This is a genomic window from Novosphingobium sp. BF6 (assembly GCF_058273105.1).
Genome location: NZ_CM177776.1, coordinates 377,595 through 395,181 on the forward strand (window position 1 = coordinate 377,595; position 17,587 = coordinate 395,181).

General features: G+C 66.8%; 12 protein-coding genes. 5 read left to right on the forward strand and 7 right to left on the reverse strand.

Going from position 1 to position 17,587, the window contains the following annotated elements; translation table 11 throughout:
* Window positions 1-63: 63 nt before the first annotated feature.
* The 3 genes from AC4D6D_RS17110 (at window position 64) to AC4D6D_RS17120 (ending at window position 6,350) form a co-directional block, all read left to right on the forward strand.
* Window positions 64-432 (forward strand): response regulator transcription factor, encoded by a 369-nt coding sequence (locus AC4D6D_RS17110; protein ID WP_491328266.1) that lies wholly within the window; start codon window positions 64-66, stop codon window positions 430-432.
* Between the two features lie 70 nt (window positions 433-502).
* The gene (locus AC4D6D_RS17115; protein WP_491328267.1) at window positions 503-1,144 is read left to right on the forward strand and encodes a response regulator transcription factor; all 642 of its coding nucleotides are present in this window, start codon (window positions 503-505) and stop codon (window positions 1,142-1,144) included.
* Window positions 1,145-1,283: 139 nt separating this feature from the next.
* Complete coding sequence (locus tag AC4D6D_RS17120) at window positions 1,284-6,350, forward strand: trifunctional serine/threonine-protein kinase/ATP-binding protein/sensor histidine kinase (RefSeq protein WP_491328268.1); 5,067 nt, start codon at window positions 1,284-1,286, stop codon at window positions 6,348-6,350.
* Between the two features lie 156 nt (window positions 6,351-6,506).
* Here the strand turns inward: AC4D6D_RS17120 and rpoH are convergent, their stop codons facing one another.
* A complete protein-coding gene (rpoH, locus tag AC4D6D_RS17125; protein ID WP_491328269.1) occupies window positions 6,507-7,427 on the reverse strand; it encodes an RNA polymerase sigma factor RpoH in 921 nt (306 codons plus the stop codon).
* A 325-nt stretch (window positions 7,428-7,752) separates the two neighbouring features.
* Between rpoH and AC4D6D_RS17130 the strand changes: the two genes are divergently transcribed.
* Window positions 7,753-8,193: a hypothetical protein gene (locus AC4D6D_RS17130; RefSeq protein ID WP_491328270.1), complete on the forward strand. Its 441-nt coding sequence runs from the start codon at window positions 7,753-7,755 to the stop codon at window positions 8,191-8,193.
* 123 nt (window positions 8,194-8,316) lie between these two features.
* Here AC4D6D_RS17130 and poxB read toward each other — a convergent pair whose 3' ends face one another.
* The 6 genes from poxB to AC4D6D_RS17160 all read right to left on the reverse strand — a co-directional run bounded on the left by poxB (window position 8,317) and on the right by AC4D6D_RS17160 (window position 16,037).
* Window positions 8,317-10,053, reverse strand: a complete 1,737-nt coding sequence (poxB, locus tag AC4D6D_RS17135) for a ubiquinone-dependent pyruvate dehydrogenase (protein WP_491328271.1) — start codon at window positions 10,051-10,053, stop codon at window positions 8,317-8,319.
* A 108-nt stretch (window positions 10,054-10,161) separates the two neighbouring features.
* Complete coding sequence (locus AC4D6D_RS17140; protein WP_491328272.1) at window positions 10,162-10,713, reverse strand: porin family protein; 552 nt, start codon at window positions 10,711-10,713, stop codon at window positions 10,162-10,164.
* Between the two features lie 84 nt (window positions 10,714-10,797).
* Window positions 10,798-12,195 (reverse strand): efflux transporter outer membrane subunit, encoded by a 1,398-nt coding sequence (locus tag AC4D6D_RS17145; RefSeq protein ID WP_491328273.1) that lies wholly within the window; start codon window positions 12,193-12,195, stop codon window positions 10,798-10,800.
* Entirely contained in the window at window positions 12,192-13,292 is a 1,101-nt protein-coding gene (locus tag AC4D6D_RS17150) for an HlyD family secretion protein (RefSeq protein WP_491328274.1), read from the reverse strand. The genes AC4D6D_RS17145 and AC4D6D_RS17150 overlap by 4 nt, the downstream gene beginning before the upstream one ends.
* Window positions 13,289-14,926: an MFS transporter gene (locus tag AC4D6D_RS17155; protein WP_491328275.1), complete on the reverse strand. Its 1,638-nt coding sequence runs from the start codon at window positions 14,924-14,926 to the stop codon at window positions 13,289-13,291. The genes AC4D6D_RS17150 and AC4D6D_RS17155 overlap by 4 nt, the downstream gene beginning before the upstream one ends.
* A 127-nt stretch (window positions 14,927-15,053) precedes the next feature.
* The gene (locus AC4D6D_RS17160) at window positions 15,054-16,037 is read right to left on the reverse strand and encodes a cation diffusion facilitator family transporter (protein WP_491328276.1); all 984 of its coding nucleotides are present in this window, start codon (window positions 16,035-16,037) and stop codon (window positions 15,054-15,056) included.
* 188 nt (window positions 16,038-16,225) lie between these two features.
* On the opposite strand from AC4D6D_RS17160, the gene AC4D6D_RS17165 reads away from it, so the two are divergent.
* Window positions 16,226-17,587, forward strand: coding sequence for an Nramp family divalent metal transporter (locus AC4D6D_RS17165; protein ID WP_491328277.1), 1,362 nt, complete (start codon window positions 16,226-16,228; stop codon window positions 17,585-17,587).

Consider the following 17,587-nt stretch of genomic DNA (forward strand, 5'->3'; position numbering starts at 1 on the left):
TCACTGCTTATTCAGGACAATGCCCTTGGACCTGACAACACCTCAGAAAATCGGGAGCGCATCGTGTCCAGGACCTGCCTGATCGCCATCGTCGACGATGACCCGCTGGTCCGCGACTCCATAGACAGCCTCGTGCGCTCCGAGGGACTGGCCACCGCCATGTTCGCCGGTGGACGCGAGCTTCTGGGATTCGGCCGGACGGACGAAGTCGGCTGTGTCGTGACGGACCTCAACATGCCCGGCATGACCGGCCTGGAACTGCAGGGCGAAGTCGTGAAGAGGGGCTGGCAAGTGCCGATCATTTTCATGACCGCATTTCCGACACCCGAAGCGCAGGCCCAGGCCATGGCCGCCGGAGCCATGCGATTTCTCGCCAAGCCGGTCGATCCGGACGAACTTCTTGACGCGATCGCAGAGGCGATCGCGCGATGACCAGGCAATTCGGGGAAACATCCATGAACAGACATGCATTCCAAACCGCCCCTCGTTCGGAGACAGCGTCATGAGCGAGCGCGGCACCTCGACCGAGGAAGAGGTCGGTCTGGTCATCATCCTCGATGACGATGCCCTCGTGCGCGATTCGATCGACAGCCTGCTCCGCTCGGTCGGCCTGAAGACGCTGTGCTTCGGCTCCGCGCAGGACGTGCTCGATGCGGACCTGCCCGATGTCACCAGTTGCCTGATCGTGGACGTGCGCATGCCGCAGATCGGCGGCTTCGAGTTCAAGACCCGCCTCACCGAGCGGGGAGACGACATTCCGATCATCTTCGTGACCGGCTACGGCGATATCCCGATGAGCGTGAAGGCGATGAAGGCCGGGGCGATCGATTTCCTGCCCAAGCCCTATCGCGATCAGGACCTGCTGGACGCCGTCACCACCGCGCTGTCCCGCGACCGAGAGCGCCGCTCCGCGCGCCTCGACCTCCAGGCGGGCCAGAAACTCTATGACCGGCTGACACCGCGGGAAAAGGAGGTCATGGCCGGGGTATGCCGGGGCCTGCTCAACAAGCAGGTGGCGGGGGAACTGGGGATCACCGAAATCACGGTGAAGCTGCACCGCTCCAGCCTGATGAAGAAACTGGGTGCGAAGACTTTCGCCGAGCTTATCCGGATCAACGATTTCCTGGTGCGCCAGAAGGCGTGAAAGGCTCGCGGCCGCGCAGCAAGTCCTTGTACCTATACCTAAGTTTGCCTTCGCCGTGCCACATCGCATCGGTATGATTGTTGCGGGCAGGTAACACTTCTTGCCTGCAAGATGTCCACTCGCAAAAGCCCAAGAGCCTATGTACGACGAAGCATGGCTGGCCCGCCTTCAGCCCGATACCGCATTCTCCGATGGGACAGGCCGACAGCGGCTGGTCGATCTTTGTTCCGGCAAGGCTTGGCTGTCGCTGGCGGCACGCTGGTCGGCGCCGGACTCGGCCGGGCAGCTTGAGCGCGAGTTCGGCCTGCGCGAACGCATGAGCCGCGAGATCGCGGAATTTCCGGTGGCTCTCGTCAAGACCCAGGACGGGCCGGTGCTCGTCTTCGAGGATCACGGCGTCCTGCCCCTCGAACGGAGCGAACGGCCGCTTCCGCTCGCCGCCTGGCTCGATATCGCAACGAGTGCCGCCGATGCCCTGGCGCATGTCCACAGCCACAATATCGTGCATTGCGCGATCAACCGGGAAAACCTGCGCAGGCGACCCTGCGGCGGAATCATCCTGGCCGGGTTCGGGCGGGCGATCGATGCGGAAGACCCGCTGGACCTGCCGCGCGCGGCCAGCGACGTCAGCCTGCCCTATGCCTCGCCCGAACTCGCGGACCGCGCCAACCCAAAGGGCGATGTCCGCAGCGACCTCTATTCGCTCGGTGCCACGCTCTACGAATTGCTGACCGGCCAGCGACTGTTCAACGTCTCCACCCCGGCGGAGTGGCTTCACGCCCATGTCGCCATGCGCCCGCGCCGACCGAGCACGATCCGCACCGGCCTGCCGGAAGCGCTGGACGACATCCTCCTGCGCCTGCTCGCCAAGGACCCCGCCGAACGCTATTCCCATGCCGCTGCGCTGAGCGCCGATCTCGCGATCTGCCGCCGCATGCTGGAAGAGACCGGGCAGATCGTCCCGTTCCCGCTCGCCGGACAGAAAGCGCCCGGCCGGAACGGCAGTGCCCGCGTCATCGGCCGGGAAACGCAGCTCCGCGCCCTGCGCGAGGCGTCGCACCGCGTGGAGACGACAGGGCACGCCGAGATCGTCGTCATCCGGGGGGCGCCGGGGGCAGGAAAATCCAGCCTTGTCGAACATATCCGTGCCGAGCTTCCCCGCTGGACCGGCCTCGCGGGCAAGTGCGACCAGAACCAGCGCCAGACCCCCTACCTGCCGCTGACCCAGGCGATCGCCGCCGTCGTCGAGCAGTTCGCCCGGCACAGCACGGAGCAGGCCGCCGCCATTCGCACCCGCCTGCAGGACCAGCTGGACGGCAAGGGCAGGCTCATCAGCGAACTCGTGCCCGGTTTCGCGAAGATCGTCAGCGACCTGCCGTCCGTTCCCGACCTTCCGGCGGACCAGGCCCTGGCACGCCTGAACGCCACGCTCGCCAAAGTGGTGTCGATCACCGTCGAGCCGCCCGCGCCGACGATCCTGTTCATCGACGATATCCAGTGGGCCGACGATTCGACCTGGTCATTCCTGCACCACCTGGCCGCCGCCCCCTTCTCGCACTTGCTCGTCGTCCTCGCACTGCGCGACAACGAGCCGCCCGCCCGCCATCTGCTCGACCTTCTGGGCGAGCGCGCGCGCGAATCCGGCACCCGGCTGACCAGTCTCGCGCTGCCCCCGCTGGGACCGGTGGAACTCGGGCGACTGATCGACAGCCAGCTGGGCGAAATCGCCGCGCGCGATCGCTTCGTCAGCGCGATTGCCGATCGCACGCTGGGCAATCCCTTCTTCGCCGCCCAGCTGCTCCAGGCCCTGTCCGAAGACGGCGTGCTCCGCTTCGATCCGCTCGCCCAGACCTGGGACTGGGACGAGGAGGCTCTGGCCCGGTATCGCGGCAGCGACGACGCCGATCTCATGCAGCGCCGCCTTGCCGCCCTGCCCCCGGCCACGCTCGACCTGCTGCGCGCTTTCGCCTGGATCGGTCCCCGGTCTTGCCGGAGCCTGCTGGCAAAGGCGCTCGACTGCGAACCTGCCGAAGTCGATGAAACAGCCGCTCCGGCCTTCGCGGGCGGTCTGTTGACCCGCGACAACGACCGCGTCGCCTTCGCGCACGACCGCGTCTTCGAAGCCGCCTATGCGTTGACCCCGGCCGAACAGCGCCCGGCGCATCATGCCCGCATCGCCCGCCTGCTGCTGTCCGGCCAGGACGAAAGCGAGGCCGAAGACGCTTTCGACATCGCCCATCATATCCAGCTTGCCGAACCCGCCGGTTTCGAGGAGGCGGACCGCGTACCGTTCCTGAACGCGCTGATCGTCGCCGCACGCCGGGCAAAGGGCGCGGCCGCGGTGGAGCAGGCCGAACGCTACCTCGACCTCGCCGACCGGCTGGCCACACAGCAGGGCGATGGGCCGGCGCTCGCCCGCGAAGTGCTGCTGCTGCGCTGCGACTGCCTGGTCCTGCAAGGGCGGATGGACGCGGCATCGGCCATTGCCGACACGCTGCTGGACCGGGCCGAAAGCGCTTGCGACCGGGCCGAGGCTTATCGCCTGCGCGCCAATATCCTGACCCTGCAATCCGACTACGAAGGCGCCATCCGCGCGGGTCTGGCGGGTCTCGCACTGCTTGGCATCGTGCTCGAACGGCATCCTTCCGACGCCGAACTTCGCGCCGCCTACGAAGCGGTTCTGCGTGCCCGTGCACAGCGCGGCATCGGTGAACTCGTCGGCCTGCCGGTCGCCGCGTCGGCGGCAACGGAAGCGAAGATGTCGCTGCTGGCGACGCTGATCGCCTCCATCTTCGTCGACGACGGACTGAGCTTCCTGCACGCCGCCAAGATGGCGGAACTGTCGCTGACAGAGGGGATGGCGCCGTCCTCCACCCACGGCTTCGCCTGGTTCGGCGTGCTCGTCGCCCACCATTACGGCGCCTATGCCGAAGGGTGCGATTATGCCCAGCTGGCGATCATGCTGAGTGAGCGCAACGGCTGGCAGGCAGGCCGCGCCGCCGCGCTGGTCGCCGCCGACCAGGTCAGCGCCTGGACGAAGCCGATGCCCTATGCGCTCTCGCTCGCCACGGAAGCGCGGCGGCAGGCGCTGGCCCACGGCGACGCCGCCTATGCCTGCTATGCCAGCAACCACATCGTCTCCGACCTGCTGGCGATGGGCAGGCCGATCGCGCACGTGATCGAAGCGGCGCAGAACGGGCTTGCGCTGGCCCGGCGCTTCGGCTTCCGCGATATCGTGCGGCTGATCTCCGCGCAGATCCTGTTCGCTGACAGGTTGGAAAACGGCAACGTCTCGCACCACGCGCCGTTCGGCGGCGCCGACGCCGGTTTCGACGAACTCGGCGCCGCGGACACCTCGCAGACCACGCTGTTCTTCGAATGGCTCTATGCCGGAATGGCCGCCTTCCATTATGGCGACCTCAGGACCGCGCAGGCCTATCTCGACCATGCGGACATTCTGGCCTGGGCCGTCCCCGCCCATATCAACCTCGCCGACCTGCACCTCTACCGCACGCTGACGATCCTGACGCTGGGCGCCGGTCGCGCGCTCGACCCGGCCCTTGCCGAACACGTCGAAAGCAGCCGCAAACGCTTCGACGAGCTGGCAGCGCTGAACCCGGCGACGTTCCTTGGGCGGCATCTGCTGCTCGAAGCCGAAATCGCGCGCCACGCAAGTGCCGGCCTGGAAGCGCTGCGCCTTTACGAACAGGCCGCCGCTGCCTGTTCGGAAAACGAACGCGTCCACGAACTGGGGATGATCCACGAGCGCGCGGCCGAACTGGCCCGGCAATGCGGGCTGGAATCCGCCGCGCTGCACTTCGCGCGGTCGGCCAGGAACGCCTTCATCCGCTGGGGCGCAGGCGGTCTCGCCGCGCGGCTGGAACAGGGCTATCCGATGCTGGCGCTCGATCGGGAGCAGGAAACCCGGATCGGCACGATCGAGCAACACCAGCTCGACGCCGCCGTCGCGCTGGAGGCAGCCAGAGCTCTGTCCGGCGAAATCCAGCTCGATCAGGTGATCGAGAAGCTGATGCGCGCGATGATCGTTCACGCCGGTGCGCGCCGGGGCGTCCTGCTCGCCACGCGCAACGACGCGCTGCTGATAGAAGCGACGGGTTCGGTGATCGGCGACGACGTCGTGGTCGATGTCCAGACCCGCATCGCGCGGGACGACATCGTGCCGATCGGCCTCATCCGCAAGGCGGTGGAGGAACAGGTCCCGCAGATCGTCCAGGATGCGACGCAGGACCTTGCCCAGGCCCCCCGGCACTTCGGCACGCGCGCGATGATGGCCCTGCCGCTGGTCAAGCAGAACCGGCTGACGGCGGTGCTCTATCTGGAAAACGAGCTGACCGCCCACGTCTTCAACCCGCAGCGCATCGCCATGCTCGACATGCTTGCGCCGCAGGCCGCCAATGCCCTCGATGCCGCGCGCGCTTATGCCGATCTGGTGGTGGAGCACAAGCGGCGCATGGAATCCGATTCGGCGTTGCAGAATGCCCGCGCCGACCTCGCGCGCAATTCGCGCCTCATCACGATGGGCAGCCTTGCCGCCTCGATCGCGCACGAGATCAACAATCCGCTCGCCAGCGTTTCCGGACAGGCCAGCGCCGGGGTGCGCTGGCTGTCCCGCGCCGAACCGAACGTGGAAGAGGCGATCAAGTGCCTGCACGCCGCGCGCAGCGGCGCCGAGCGGGCCGTGGAGATCGTCCGCGAGCTCCGCGCCCTGGCCAAGCAGGCACCGGCCCGGATCGAGATCATCGACCTCGGCGACCTGATCCGCACCGTGCTGGCGCTGACCGGCGCCGAGATCGAACTCAGGCAGGTCAGCCCGCTGGTCGCGCTGGAGGACTGTTCGATCAGCGGCAACGGCGTGCAGCTTCAGCAGGTGGTCGTCAATCTTATCAGCAATGCGCTCGATGCCATGGGCCAGATTGCGGCGCCCGAGGGCGGCCACCGGCTGACGATCCGCTCCCACGTCGCGGAGGGGACGGTCGCCGTCAGCGTCGAGGATACCGGCTCGGGCATCTCGGACGAGGCGATCTCGCGCATCTTCGATCCTTTCTTCACGACGAAGGAAACCGGGATGGGCATGGGCCTGGCGATCTGCCGCTCGATCATCGAGGCCCATGACGGCAAGCTGGAAGTCGAGCGCATGGCCGAAGGCGGAACCCGCTTCCAGTTCCGCCTGCCGCTTGAAGGTTAGCTTTTTTTTAAAAATCCGCCGCAGGCGGATTTTGGCGGCACCGGCCCACGCCCCCACCCTACCACCCGCATGATACTACCGTAGGGTGGTAGGGTGGGGGCGTGGGCCGGTGCTGCAAAGAAAATGCCCGTGTCGGGCATTTTCCAAAAGACTCCCTCACATCGAGGCCGCAAGCGCCATCCGCATCGGCGCGGCGCGGCGCAGCGCGATCCGCTCGATCGCCTTCTGAAGCTTTTCGAAGGCCCTGACCTCGATCTGGCGGACGCGTTCGCGCGATACCCCGAACACGACCGAGAGGTCCTCAAGCGTGCGCGGTTCATCGACCAGGCGGCGCTCGGTCAATACCTGGCGCTCGCGCTCGTTCAGTTCCTTGAGCGCCATGTCCAGCATCTCGTGGCGGACCTGCGATTCCTGCGCGGCGGCCATCTGCTCGTCGGCAAGCGGCTCGTCGTCGGTCAGCCAGTCCTGCCACTCGCTGCCGCCTTCTTCGGCGAGGGAAACATTCAGCGAGGCATCGCCGCCAAGTGACATGCGGCGGTTCATGTTGACCACTTCGACTTGCTCGACGCCCAGTTCCTCGGCGATATGGCGAACGTCCTCGGGGCGCAGATCGCCGTCCTCGAAAGCATTGAGCACATTCTTCAACCGGCGCAGATTGAAGAACAGCTTCTTCTGCGCGCCGGTCGTGCCAATCTTCACCAGGCTCCAGGACCGCAGGATGAATTCCTGCATCTGCGCCTTGATCCACCACCGGGCATAGGTAGACAGGCGGAAGCCGCGATCCGGCTCGAATTTCTTGACCGCCCGGACGAGGCCGAGATTGCCTTCGGAGATCAGCTCGCTGACCGGCATGCCATAGCCGCGATAGCCCATCGCGATCTTGACCACGAGCCGCAAGTGCGAGGTGACAAGCCGCGCCGCCGATGTCGCATCGAGGTCCTCGGCATAGCGCTTGGCGAGCGAATACTCCTGATCCGGCCGGAGCATCGGAAAGCGGCGGATCTGGGAAACGTAGCGGCCCAAGCCGTCGTCGCTCGTCAGGCTGGGAACCGTCAAGGAAGAAGTTGCCTCGGTCATCGTCTAATCCCGCGAATAGAGTTCAACGAAGATGCGGCGGTCCTTGCACCGGGCGGCGCGCATCCAGGCCATGACGAGCGGACCCGCCCGTCGTTCTGCCTGCCGCCACTTTCGCGCAAATGCGGTGCCGAAGGCAGACATACATTGGCATGCGCGCCCCTGTACCGCCGGTTGGCGGCAAGCCCGAACGCCCCTCCGCCACAACATATATCTTTTGTTTTCATATAGTTGATATCCCATACCTCAGGATACCTGCCGCCACCCGGACCTCCCGCACATATGGTGTTCACCTCAGGACGAGGGGCTCTAACAAGGAGGTTCATCCATGTTCACAATGCGTAACGGCGCGCTCGCCGCCATACTGACCGCCACCATGATCGTCTCGATGCCGGCAATGGCCAAGTCGAAGTCCTCGATCAACCGCACGGAAGACAAGCTCGTTGCCGCAGGCTTCGTCTCGAAGCCCGCCAACACCCCGCAGCGCGTGGCCATGCTTGCCCGCCTGCCCGCCAACAAGTTCTTCAAGCGCGTGAACGGCGACAACGTCTCCTACGTCTACGCCGATCCGAAGAACTGCAACTGCCTGCTGGTCGGCACCGAGAAGGCCTACGGCGCCTATCGCGCTACGCAGGAAGCCGCGCGCATCGCATCCGACCAGCTGGAAGCCTCGCGGAACTATGCCGATCCCGCCTGGAACTGGAGCGCCTGGGGTCCCTGGGGCGGCTATTGGGGCCGCTACGGTTTCGGCCCGCGTCTCGGCTGGTGATCTGCGGGAAAGGAAGGGCCGGCAACCATGTCGGCCCTTCCCCCGAAAGAAACGCAAGAAAGGCGGCCTCGCTCAATGCGAGGCCGCCTTTCAAGTTAGAGACGGCAGTATGCCGGGTTCGATTCAGCGCGGAAAATTGGTTTTGGCGAGTTCGACGATCTCGTCCATCCGCCCGTTCATCACCGCCTTGAGCATATAGAGCGTGAAGCCCTTCGCCATTTCCAGATTGATCTTCGGCGGGATCGGCAGTTCGGTCCGCGCGACCACCGCGTCGACCAGCACCGGGCCGTCATGCGCGAAGGCCTCCTGGATCGCCCGGTCCACATCGCCCGGATCTTCGACGCGGATGCCCTTGATGCCGATCGCCTCGGCAAGGGCGGCGAAGTTCGGATTGTCAAGGTCGGTGCCGAACGGCAGGAAGCCGGTGGACTTCTGCTCGACTTCGACGAAGCCCAGGGTGCCGTTGTTGAAGACGACAATCTTGGCGGGCAACTTGTACTGCCGCAAGGTAAGCAAGTCGCCCATGAGCATGGCCAGCCCGCCGTCGCCCGACAGCGAGACCACCTGCCGCTCCGGGAACGTGGTCTGCGCGCCGATGGCCATGGGCATCGCATTGGCCATCGAGCCGTGCCACAGCGAGCCGATCAGACGGCGTTCGCCGTTCATCTTCAGATAACGCGCGGCCCAGACCGTCGGCAAGCCGACGTCGAAAGTGAAGATCGCATCCTCGTCGGCATGGTCGCTGATCGCCTTGGCGACCTGCTGCGGATGGATCGGGCCTTTCCCCGCACGGCCGACGGCCAGATCGTCGAGGTCCTTGCGGGCGGAGCGATAGTGGTCGAGCGCGATGTCGAGATGGGTGCTGTCCGAACGCGCGTCGAGGCGCGGCAACAGCGCGCGCAGGGTCGCGCCGACATCGCCGACCACGCCGAGATCGAGCGGCGCCCGGCGGCCAAGCTGGCCGGGGCGGATATCGACCTGGGCAATCCTTACTTCCGCACCGTTCGGGTAGAACTGGCGGTAGGGAAAGTCGGTGCCGAGCATCAGCAGGATGTCGGTATCCGTCATCGCGTAGTAGCCCGAGGAGAAGCCGATCAGCCCGGTCATGCCGACATCGTAGGGATTGTCGTACTCGACGTATTCCTTGCCCTTGAGCGCATGGACCACGGGCGCGCGCAGCTTCTCGGCGAGGGCGACGACGTCCGCATGGGCCTCGCCGCAGCCGGAGCCGCAGAGCAAGGTCACGCGGCTGCCGTCGTTCAGCATCGCGGCCAGGGCTTCGAGGTCCTCTTCGGACGGCGTGACCACGGGCTGGCGCGGCAGGAGGCCGGAAGGCAGCGAGCGGAGGTCGCCGACCGCAGGCTTGAGCGCGATGTCGCCGGGAATGGCGATCACGGAAACGCCGCGTTCGCCGATCGCGGTGCGAATGGCGATCTCGATGCTGCGCGGCATCTGCGAGGGATCGGAAACCAGCTCGCAGTAATGGCTGCACTCGCGGAAAATCTCCTGCGGATGCGTTTCCTGGAAATAGCCGGAGCCGATCTCGGGAGAGGGAATCTGCGCCGCGATCGCCAGCACCGGAACGCGCGAGCGATGGCAGTCGAACAGCCCGTTGATGAGGTGCAGGTTGCCCGGCCCGCAGCTTCCCGCACAGACCGCGATGCTGCCGGTCAGATGGGCTTCGGCCCCGGCCGCGAAAGCCGCGACTTCCTCATGCCTGACGTGGATCCACTCGATCGTTCCGCGCTTGCGGATGGCGTCGGTCAGACCGTTCAGGCTGTCGCCCACTACGCCGAAGATGCGCCGCACTCCGGCGGCTTCGAGGATATCGATAAACTGCTCGGCGACGTTCTGGGCCATCGTTCGTCTCACTTTTCGTCGCGCCTCGTGGCGCTGGGGATGAGCGGCATTTGGGCAGGTAACGAAGGAAGGGCGGCGGGGGTTCGCCCCCTTCCTTTCGTTTTTTCCTCAGAAGCGGATGCCAACGCCGCCGAGGATCTGGTTGCGCGAATAGCTGCCCGAGTAGTGCGAGTAGCGGTACTCGCCGGTCAGGTAGACATTGGAGGTCACGGCATATTCGCCGCCGACACCGGCGCGAACGCCCGAGCGGTCGTCACGGTGATTGCCGTCGTCGCGGATCGTGAACTGGGCATTGGTGTAGCCGACCTTGCCGTAGAGCAGGAAGCTGGGCGAGACGACGTAGCCGATGCGGGCACCGGCATAGAGGTCACGATCGGCACGCTCGGTGTAGCGGGTCTTGCCGGAGCCGAACGCCTTCTTCTGGGTGGAGTCACTGATTTCGACTTCCGGCCCGATGCGGACCGGGCCGATGGCGGCGTCGTATCCGGCGGTCGCGCCATAGGTGAAGCCCGAGGCATTGTCGCCGCTGTGCTGCACGTTATCCCAGCCGCCGATCACGCCGATGCGCGGGCCGGTGAATTCGCCGCTGTCCTGCGCGAAGGCGGGGGTTGCCGCGACAGCCAGAGCCAGAACCGGAAGAATGACGAAACGCTTGGACATAATATTGCTCCTCATGTTGGGACCATCGGTCGAGAAGCCAGATGGGTGCCGTCACGAGTCTGCGGGACTATCCCGAGGTTTGCCCTATCCCTCTGTCTGATCCGGATAATCCCGAGGCATGAGATCGGCCGACCAGCCGCCGCCAAGGCTGCGATAGAGCGCCACGATCGCCGAGAGGCGCTGGAAGCGCAGGTCGTCCTCGTCGATGCGCGCGCCGAGCAGCGCGCGTTCGCTGTCGAGCTGTTCGAGATAGGACGCGTAACCGGCATCGTAGCGCCGCCGCGCCGCGTCGTAGGCGGCCTGGTCCGCCGCGACCTCGCGCTGCGCGGTCTCGGCCTCGGCGGAGAGGAAGGCCACGCCCGCCATGGCATCCTCGACCTCGCGAAAGGCCTGGAGCACCGCCGCGCGGTAGGCATAAGCGGCCTGATCGCGCCGGGAAACCGCGAGGTCCTGCCGGGCATGGAGCTGGCCGCCCTCGAACAGCGGCGCCAGCAGCGAACCTCCGAGATTGAAGACCGTGATCGGGTTGGACAGCAGGGTCGATACCGCCGCGCCGCCGCTCGCGGAAAGCTGCAACTGAGGCATGAAGGCGGCGCGGGCCGCGCCGAGCCGGTGGTCCGCCGCCGCCACCCGGCTCTCGGCCTCGGCGATGTCGGGGCGCTGGCGCAGCAGATCCGAGGGAAGTGAAGCAGGTATCGCGATATTAGCAGCGAGGGCGATGTTATCGTCGCGGGCAATCGGCCCCGGCGTCACGCCTGCCAGAACGCTCAGCGCATTCTCCCGCGCGCGGATCGCCCGCTGCGTTGCGGGCTGGAGCCTTGCGGCGGCCTCGTAAGCAGCAGCCGCCTGCCGCTCGTCCAGCAGCGAGGCATAGCCCGCCACATAGCGCCGGTGGATGAGATCGCGCTCCTTGCCGCGCGTCGCGATCGTCTCGTTGACGATAGCAAGACGGGAATCGAGCGCGCGCAGGCCGATATAGCCGTCCACCACGGTCGCGATCAGCGAGAGGCGCAGCACGTCGCGCGCCTGATCGGTGGCCAGCAGGTCGGCCCGCGCCGCCTCGCTCGACTGGCGCAGGCGTCCGAACAGATCGACCTCGTAGGCGCTGGAGACGGCGGCCTGCCCCTGCTCCTGATCGACCCCGACCCCGAAGGCATTGACCGTCCGCGACGAGGCCCCGGAAAGGCCGAGACCGAGCGTCGGCAGGCGCCGGGCGTCGGTCAGGCGCAGTTGCGCCCTCGCCTCCTCGATCCGGGCGGCGGCAATCTTGAGGTCGTCGTTACCGGCAAGCGCCTGCGCCACCAGCCGGTCCAGTGCGGGATCGCCGAAGGCGCGCCACCAGCCGTCCGCAATCGGCTTGATCGCCCCCTGCTCCTGCCGCCATTGGAGCGGCGGCGCGATCTGCGCGTCGCGTGGCGCCGGGCGATAGGGACCGGCGCAGGCCTGAAGCGCCAGCAGCGCCAGCAGTGCGCCGCGCCTCATCGCCCACCTGCCGTATCGACGCGGGTTTCCACCGACATGCCGGGGCGCAGGCGCGCGGCGCTCGGCTGGCCCTTGTCGATCGCGATCAGGATGCCGATCCGCTGCGGCACCTTGACGAAATTGCCCGTCGCATTGTCCGGCTTGAGCACCGCGAACTCCCAGCCCGAAGCCGGGGCGATCCGGGAAATGTGCCCGTGCAGGGTCTCGCCGTCGAGCGCATCGACGGAGAACCGGACTGGCTGGCCCACGCGCATCCGGCTGGTCTGGGCTTCCTTGTACTGCGCGATCACATAGCGGTCGGGCGGCACCAGCTCCATCAGCGCATTGCCGTTGGTGACGAACTGCCCGCGCCGGACGTGGACTTCGCCCAGTTGCCCGGCCTCCGGCGCGCGGATCACCGTGTGCAGCAGATCGATCTGGGCCAGCCGCAGCGCCGCGCGGGCCACTTCGACCTGGGCCTGCAAACCGTCCCGCGCGACATCGACGGTCCTGAGGTCTTCCTGCGCGATATGGGTATTGGCGGTGGCGCGCCGCACCCCCGCCTCCGCCTGCGCCAGGGCCGCCGCCGCCGCATCGCGCTCGCGCTTCGAGATCGATCCGTCGGCCACGAGATCGGCGGCGCGGGCCATGTCCGCGCGCGCCTTGAACAGCTGGGCGACGGCATCGCTTGCCGCCGCGTCCTGCCCGGTGATGGCCGCCGCCCGCGCCGAACGGGCCTGCCGGCTGTTGGCCAGCCCGGCGATCTGCACGTCGAGATTGGCCTGCGCCTGCGCGACTTTGGCGCGATAGATGCTGTCGTCGATCAGGGCGAGAAGCTGGCCCGCTGCGACCTCCTCGTAGTCCCGCACCATGACTCTGGCGACATAGCCGCTGACTTGCGGCGCGATCACCGTCGTCCGGCCGCGCACGAGCGCGTTCTCGGTCTTCTCGATATGGCCCGCGAAAGGCCCGATGCCCCAGACCTGGAGGATCGCCGCGACGGCAAGCAGCAGGGCAAGAATGCACAAGGCCGTAACCCAGGGCCGCGCCTTGGGCGGATGCCAGACGTCGGCCTCTGAGGCCGGGGCGGGAACGGCGGGCGGCGTGTTGTCGGTCATGTCGTTGCCCCTGTCGGCCCGCGCGCACGCAGACGGCCGACCTCACCTGAAAGAATGACGATTGCGAGGAAGGCCGCGAGCGCCAGTGCCAGCAGCGAAACCACCCAGAACGTGTCGTTGAAGGCCAGCACCGCCGCCTGTGCCTGCAAGGCCTGGCCGAGCTGCGCGCTCGCCTGCGCGGCCGTGGCCGAGGAATCGCCGATGTAAGGCCCGAGCCGCGCGGCGGTAGCGCCAAGGCGCTGAAGCACCGCCGGGTCACCGAGCGAGAGACTGTCGGCAATGGCTTCGGCATGGACGCGCTGGCGCACCGTCTGGATCGAGGCCAGCAGCGCAGCGCCGCCCAGCCCGCCGACGTTCTGCGTCGTGCTGAACAGGACCACGAAGCTGACGAGGTGGGTCCGGCCACGCTGGATGATCCGGGCCACACCGTAGAGCAGCGCCGGGCCGAGGAACAGCGTCGTGCCGAAGCCCAGCAGCGACTGGCTTATATAGAGTTGCGTCGCCCGCGTGTCGCCGGTCGAATGGGTATCGAGCCAGGCCGCGAAAGCGATGATCAGCGCCGAGCACATCATCATAACCAGCAGACGTTCGGGCCGGGAGACCAGCGCCGCCGTGGCGATCCCTGCCACCATGGCCACGAAGACCGCCGCAAACAGGCCGTGGAGCTGGTCATTGGTCAGCCCGCCCATGGCAAGAAGGCCGACGGCGGCGTAAGTCTGTTCGGTCAGGGCGATGCGGATCACCACGGCGATCAGCGTGAAAAGCAGGATGTCGCCGGTGCCGTACCAGCGGATTTGCAGCAGCGGCCGCTTCCGACGAAGCTCCAGCCAGAACACCGCGCCGCCCAGCAGCAGTGCGGCGGCGAGCGCCCAACCGATCCACGGCGCCTCGGTCCACCAGTAGAACCGCCCGAGCGCCAAGGCCGTGCAGCCCGCCAGCATGCCGACGATGGTCATTACGATGGTCGCGGCATCGAGCGGCTCGAAGGCTTTGGTGCAGTCGGTCGGCGGCAAGGGCAGGAGATTGAGCAGGGCCAGCGCGGTCAGCACCGAGGCGAGTTCGATCAGATGGAAGCCCAGCCAGTCGTCGAAACCCACGGCATCGATGGAGACCATCCGTGCCAGCGGAATCGCAAGCTGTGGCAGGCTGAAACCGATGACCGACGCCATCGGTCGGTGTCTCAGCGGAAAGACCTGGAAAAGGCTGTAGAGGCCCAGCGTCGTCAGCCCGCCATTGGCGATGCCGCTCACCGCCCGTGCCAGCAGCGCGGTGCCGAACGAGGGGAAGCCGATCGCGATCACTTCGGCCACCAGCAGGGAACCGAGCACCACGCGCATGGTCGCGGGAATGCCGAACTGCATGCGCGCCTTGACCAGCAGCAGGTTCGCCGCCGCGTTGAAGGCGACATAGACGCCGAGCAGGATATTGGCCTCGGCGACGTATAGACCCATGTTCCCGGCAATGTTCGCGATGTTCGACGTGACGATACCGTTGGCGAGGCCGCTGGCGATCGCCATGACGAAGGCCGTTATCGCATAGAAGACGCGGGTCCTCGGCGCGAGGCGCGGCGAGTAGGGCGCGCCGGGAAACAGCGGCTTCTCTTCATCCGAAAACCTGTAGCCGCCGTGGATCATCGCTTGCGCGCTCTCAGTCCTGTTCGGAAAGCCCCGCGCCTCTGCGCTCGCCTCGGCCCGTTTTCGCCGATGGGGCCTCCGCAGCCTAGCTATGCCAAGGTTTAGCCCTGGGCCGGGGAAGTCTACATTACCAGCCGCGTCTGGACCGGAGGCTGCGGTACGTCTCGACGCTCTGCGGCTTGATGAGCAGCAGGGCGACCTGCGGGCACCCGTGCTTGACCTGCTCCTCGATCCGAACGACCGCGCGTTCGATGTCTGCCGTCGTGCATTCCGGGCGAAAGGCGATGCTGATCGAGACCAGCAGACGGTCCGGGCCGGTGCGGACGGAAATCGTGCCGTTGGCATTCGCCACTTCGGGAACGCTGCCGGCCAGACCCAGGATCTGGCTCTCGATCTCCGGCGAGGCGGAGGCACCGATGATGAGGCTGCGGCTCTCGTTGGCCAGAAGCAGCGCGGTCGCGGCCATCATCAGGGCGATGACCAGCGATGCGGCGCCGTCCGCCGCGGGAAAGGACAGGCGCGTGGCGATGACCATGCCCAGCGCCGCGATGACGATCCCCGCAAGCGATGCGAAGCTGGTGAACAGTACCGTCAGCGTGGCCCCGTCCCGCGACTTGCGCAGATAGTGCAAGAGGCTGTGCTCGCTCGATTCCCGCACGATCTTGCGGCAGGTGAACAAGGCGAAGGTCCCGTCGATCAGGAAGGAGACGAGCAGGACCATATAGCTCGCCGTCGTCGGACCGAGCGGATCGGGCGATACATATTGCCGCCAGCCCTCGCGAAAGGCGAAGCCCGCGCCGAGCGACAGGATCAGCATCGCCGCGATCAGGTTCCAGAAGAAGGCGGAGCGGCCGTAGCCGAGCTGGAAGTTGCGGTCGGAGGGGCGGCGCGCCGATGCCAGACCGTAGAGCAGGATCACTTCGGTCAGCACGTCCAGCAGGCTGTGCACGCCTTCGGTGAACAGCGCCGTCCCGCCGCTCTCGCGCGCGGCGGCGAACTTGAGCAGCGCGATCATCGTGTCGGCGGCAAGCCCCAGCAGGACGATCGACATATTGGCCGAGCCGCGCGACGGACGATCCTGCGCCGGGGCGTCATGGGTGATGAACGGCATGTCTGGCACTTCCTCCTCGTCGCCATGACGTGGGGAATGCGGCGTCCGCCTGTGCAGTATCCATGGGTTTGCCGGGCAGGGATCGAAAGCCCAGCAGGGTCCATACCATCATATGAGTATCGCCTGCGGGCGTCCTCCGGAACAATTGCCACTTCCCGCCGCAACCCAGACCGTCCGGGGATCATGCCGTGAAGCTTTCCGTTCTCGAATTCCGGGGCGCGCCCTCGACCCGGCCGCCGCAGCGCGCGCGGCCCGGACTTCGGCACTACCGCGCTTATCTGGGACCGGCGCTGCTGGTCAGCGTGGGCTACATGGACCCCGGCAACTGGGGCACCGACCTTCAGGCCGGGGCGATGTATCGCTATGGGCTGCTCTGGGTCGTGGCGCTGGCCAGCGCCATGGCGATCGTGCTGCAACTGCTGGCCGCCCGGCTCGGCATCGTCACCGGCCGCAACCTCGCCGAAGCCTGCCGCGACTGGTATCCGCGCTGGTGCCGCCTGCCGCTCTGGATCGTCTGCGAGATCGCCATCGGCGCCTGCGACCTTGCCGAAGTGCTCGGTTCTGCCGTCGCCATCAACCTGCTGTTCGGCGTGCCGGTGTTCTGGGCGGTCGTCATGACGGCGGGGGACGTGTTCCTGCTGCTCCTGCTCCAGCATCACGGCATGCGCACGATCGAGCGCGTCGTGCTGGTGCTGGTGCTGACGATCGCCGGTTCGTTCTTCGTCGAACTCTTCGTCCTGCCGAGCACGAGGCCGGATTTTCAGGAGATCGGCGCCGCGATGATCCACCCCGCGCTGGCGACGGCGGGCATGGCGAGCCTAGCCGTCGGGATCATCGGCGCCACGGTGATGCCGCACAACCTCTACCTCCATTCCGCGCTGGTCCAGAACCGCGCCGATCGGGACGACACGGAATCCCGAAAAGTCGCCCTGCACTGCAACGCGGTCGATACCGGCGTGTCGCTTACCCTGGCCTTCTTCGTGAACGCGGCGATCCTTGTCCTCGCCGCCGTCGTCTTTCACGGGCGCAGCGACCTGGTGCTGGACGGCCGCCATTACCTTCTGGGCGACGATACCGACTGGATCCACGTCGCCTACCTGACTTTCGCCCCGGCCATGGGTTCGGCGCTCGCCAGCGTGATCTTCGCGGTGGCCCTGCTCGCCTCGGGCCAGTCGAGCACGATCACCGGCACCCTCGCCGGTCAGGTGGTGATGGAAGGCTTCATGCACTGGAAGGTCGCGCCGTGGAAACGCCGGATCGTCACCCGCGCCATGGCGATCGTCCCGGCGGTGCTGGTGATCGGCCTGCGCGGCGACGGCAGCGTGAACGACCTGCTCGTGCTGAGCCAGGTGGTGCTGGCGATGCAGTTGCCCTTCGCGATGTTCCCGCTGCTCCACTTCATGACCGCGCGGCGCTTCACGCAAGGGTGGTCCACGCCGAGGGTGCTGTTCGTGCTGGGCTGGGTGACGGCGCTGGCCATTACCGCCTTCGACATCATCGGCCTGCCGGGCAGCCTCTCCGACGCCGCCCGTATCCTGCAAGGTCGCTGA

Bases quoted from the DNA above. Each gene is read 5' to 3' on its own strand.
- AC4D6D_RS17155 (WP_491328275.1), bottom strand. From the start codon at position 14,926: ATGATCCACGGCGGCTACAGGTTTTCGGATGAAGAGAAGCCGCTGTTT.
- AC4D6D_RS17145 (WP_491328273.1), bottom strand. From the start codon at position 12,195: ATGAGGCGCGGCGCACTGCTGGCGCTGCTGGCGCTTCAGGCCTGCGCC.
- AC4D6D_RS17130 (WP_491328270.1), top strand. From the start codon at position 7,753: ATGTTCACAATGCGTAACGGCGCGCTCGCCGCCATACTGACCGCCACC.
- AC4D6D_RS17140 (WP_491328272.1), bottom strand. From the start codon at position 10,713: ATGTCCAAGCGTTTCGTCATTCTTCCGGTTCTGGCTCTGGCTGTCGCG.
- AC4D6D_RS17120 (WP_491328268.1), top strand. From the start codon at position 1,284: ATGTACGACGAAGCATGGCTGGCCCGCCTTCAGCCCGATACCGCATTC.
- AC4D6D_RS17115 (WP_491328267.1), top strand. From the start codon at position 503: ATGAGCGAGCGCGGCACCTCGACCGAGGAAGAGGTCGGTCTGGTCATC.
- rpoH (WP_491328269.1), bottom strand. From the start codon at position 7,427: ATGACCGAGGCAACTTCTTCCTTGACGGTTCCCAGCCTGACGAGCGAC.
- AC4D6D_RS17160 (WP_491328276.1), bottom strand. From the start codon at position 16,037: ATGCCGTTCATCACCCATGACGCCCCGGCGCAGGATCGTCCGTCGCGC.
- AC4D6D_RS17150 (WP_491328274.1), bottom strand. From the start codon at position 13,292: ATGACCGACAACACGCCGCCCGCCGTTCCCGCCCCGGCCTCAGAGGCC.
- poxB (WP_491328271.1), bottom strand. From the start codon at position 10,053: ATGGCCCAGAACGTCGCCGAGCAGTTTATCGATATCCTCGAAGCCGCC.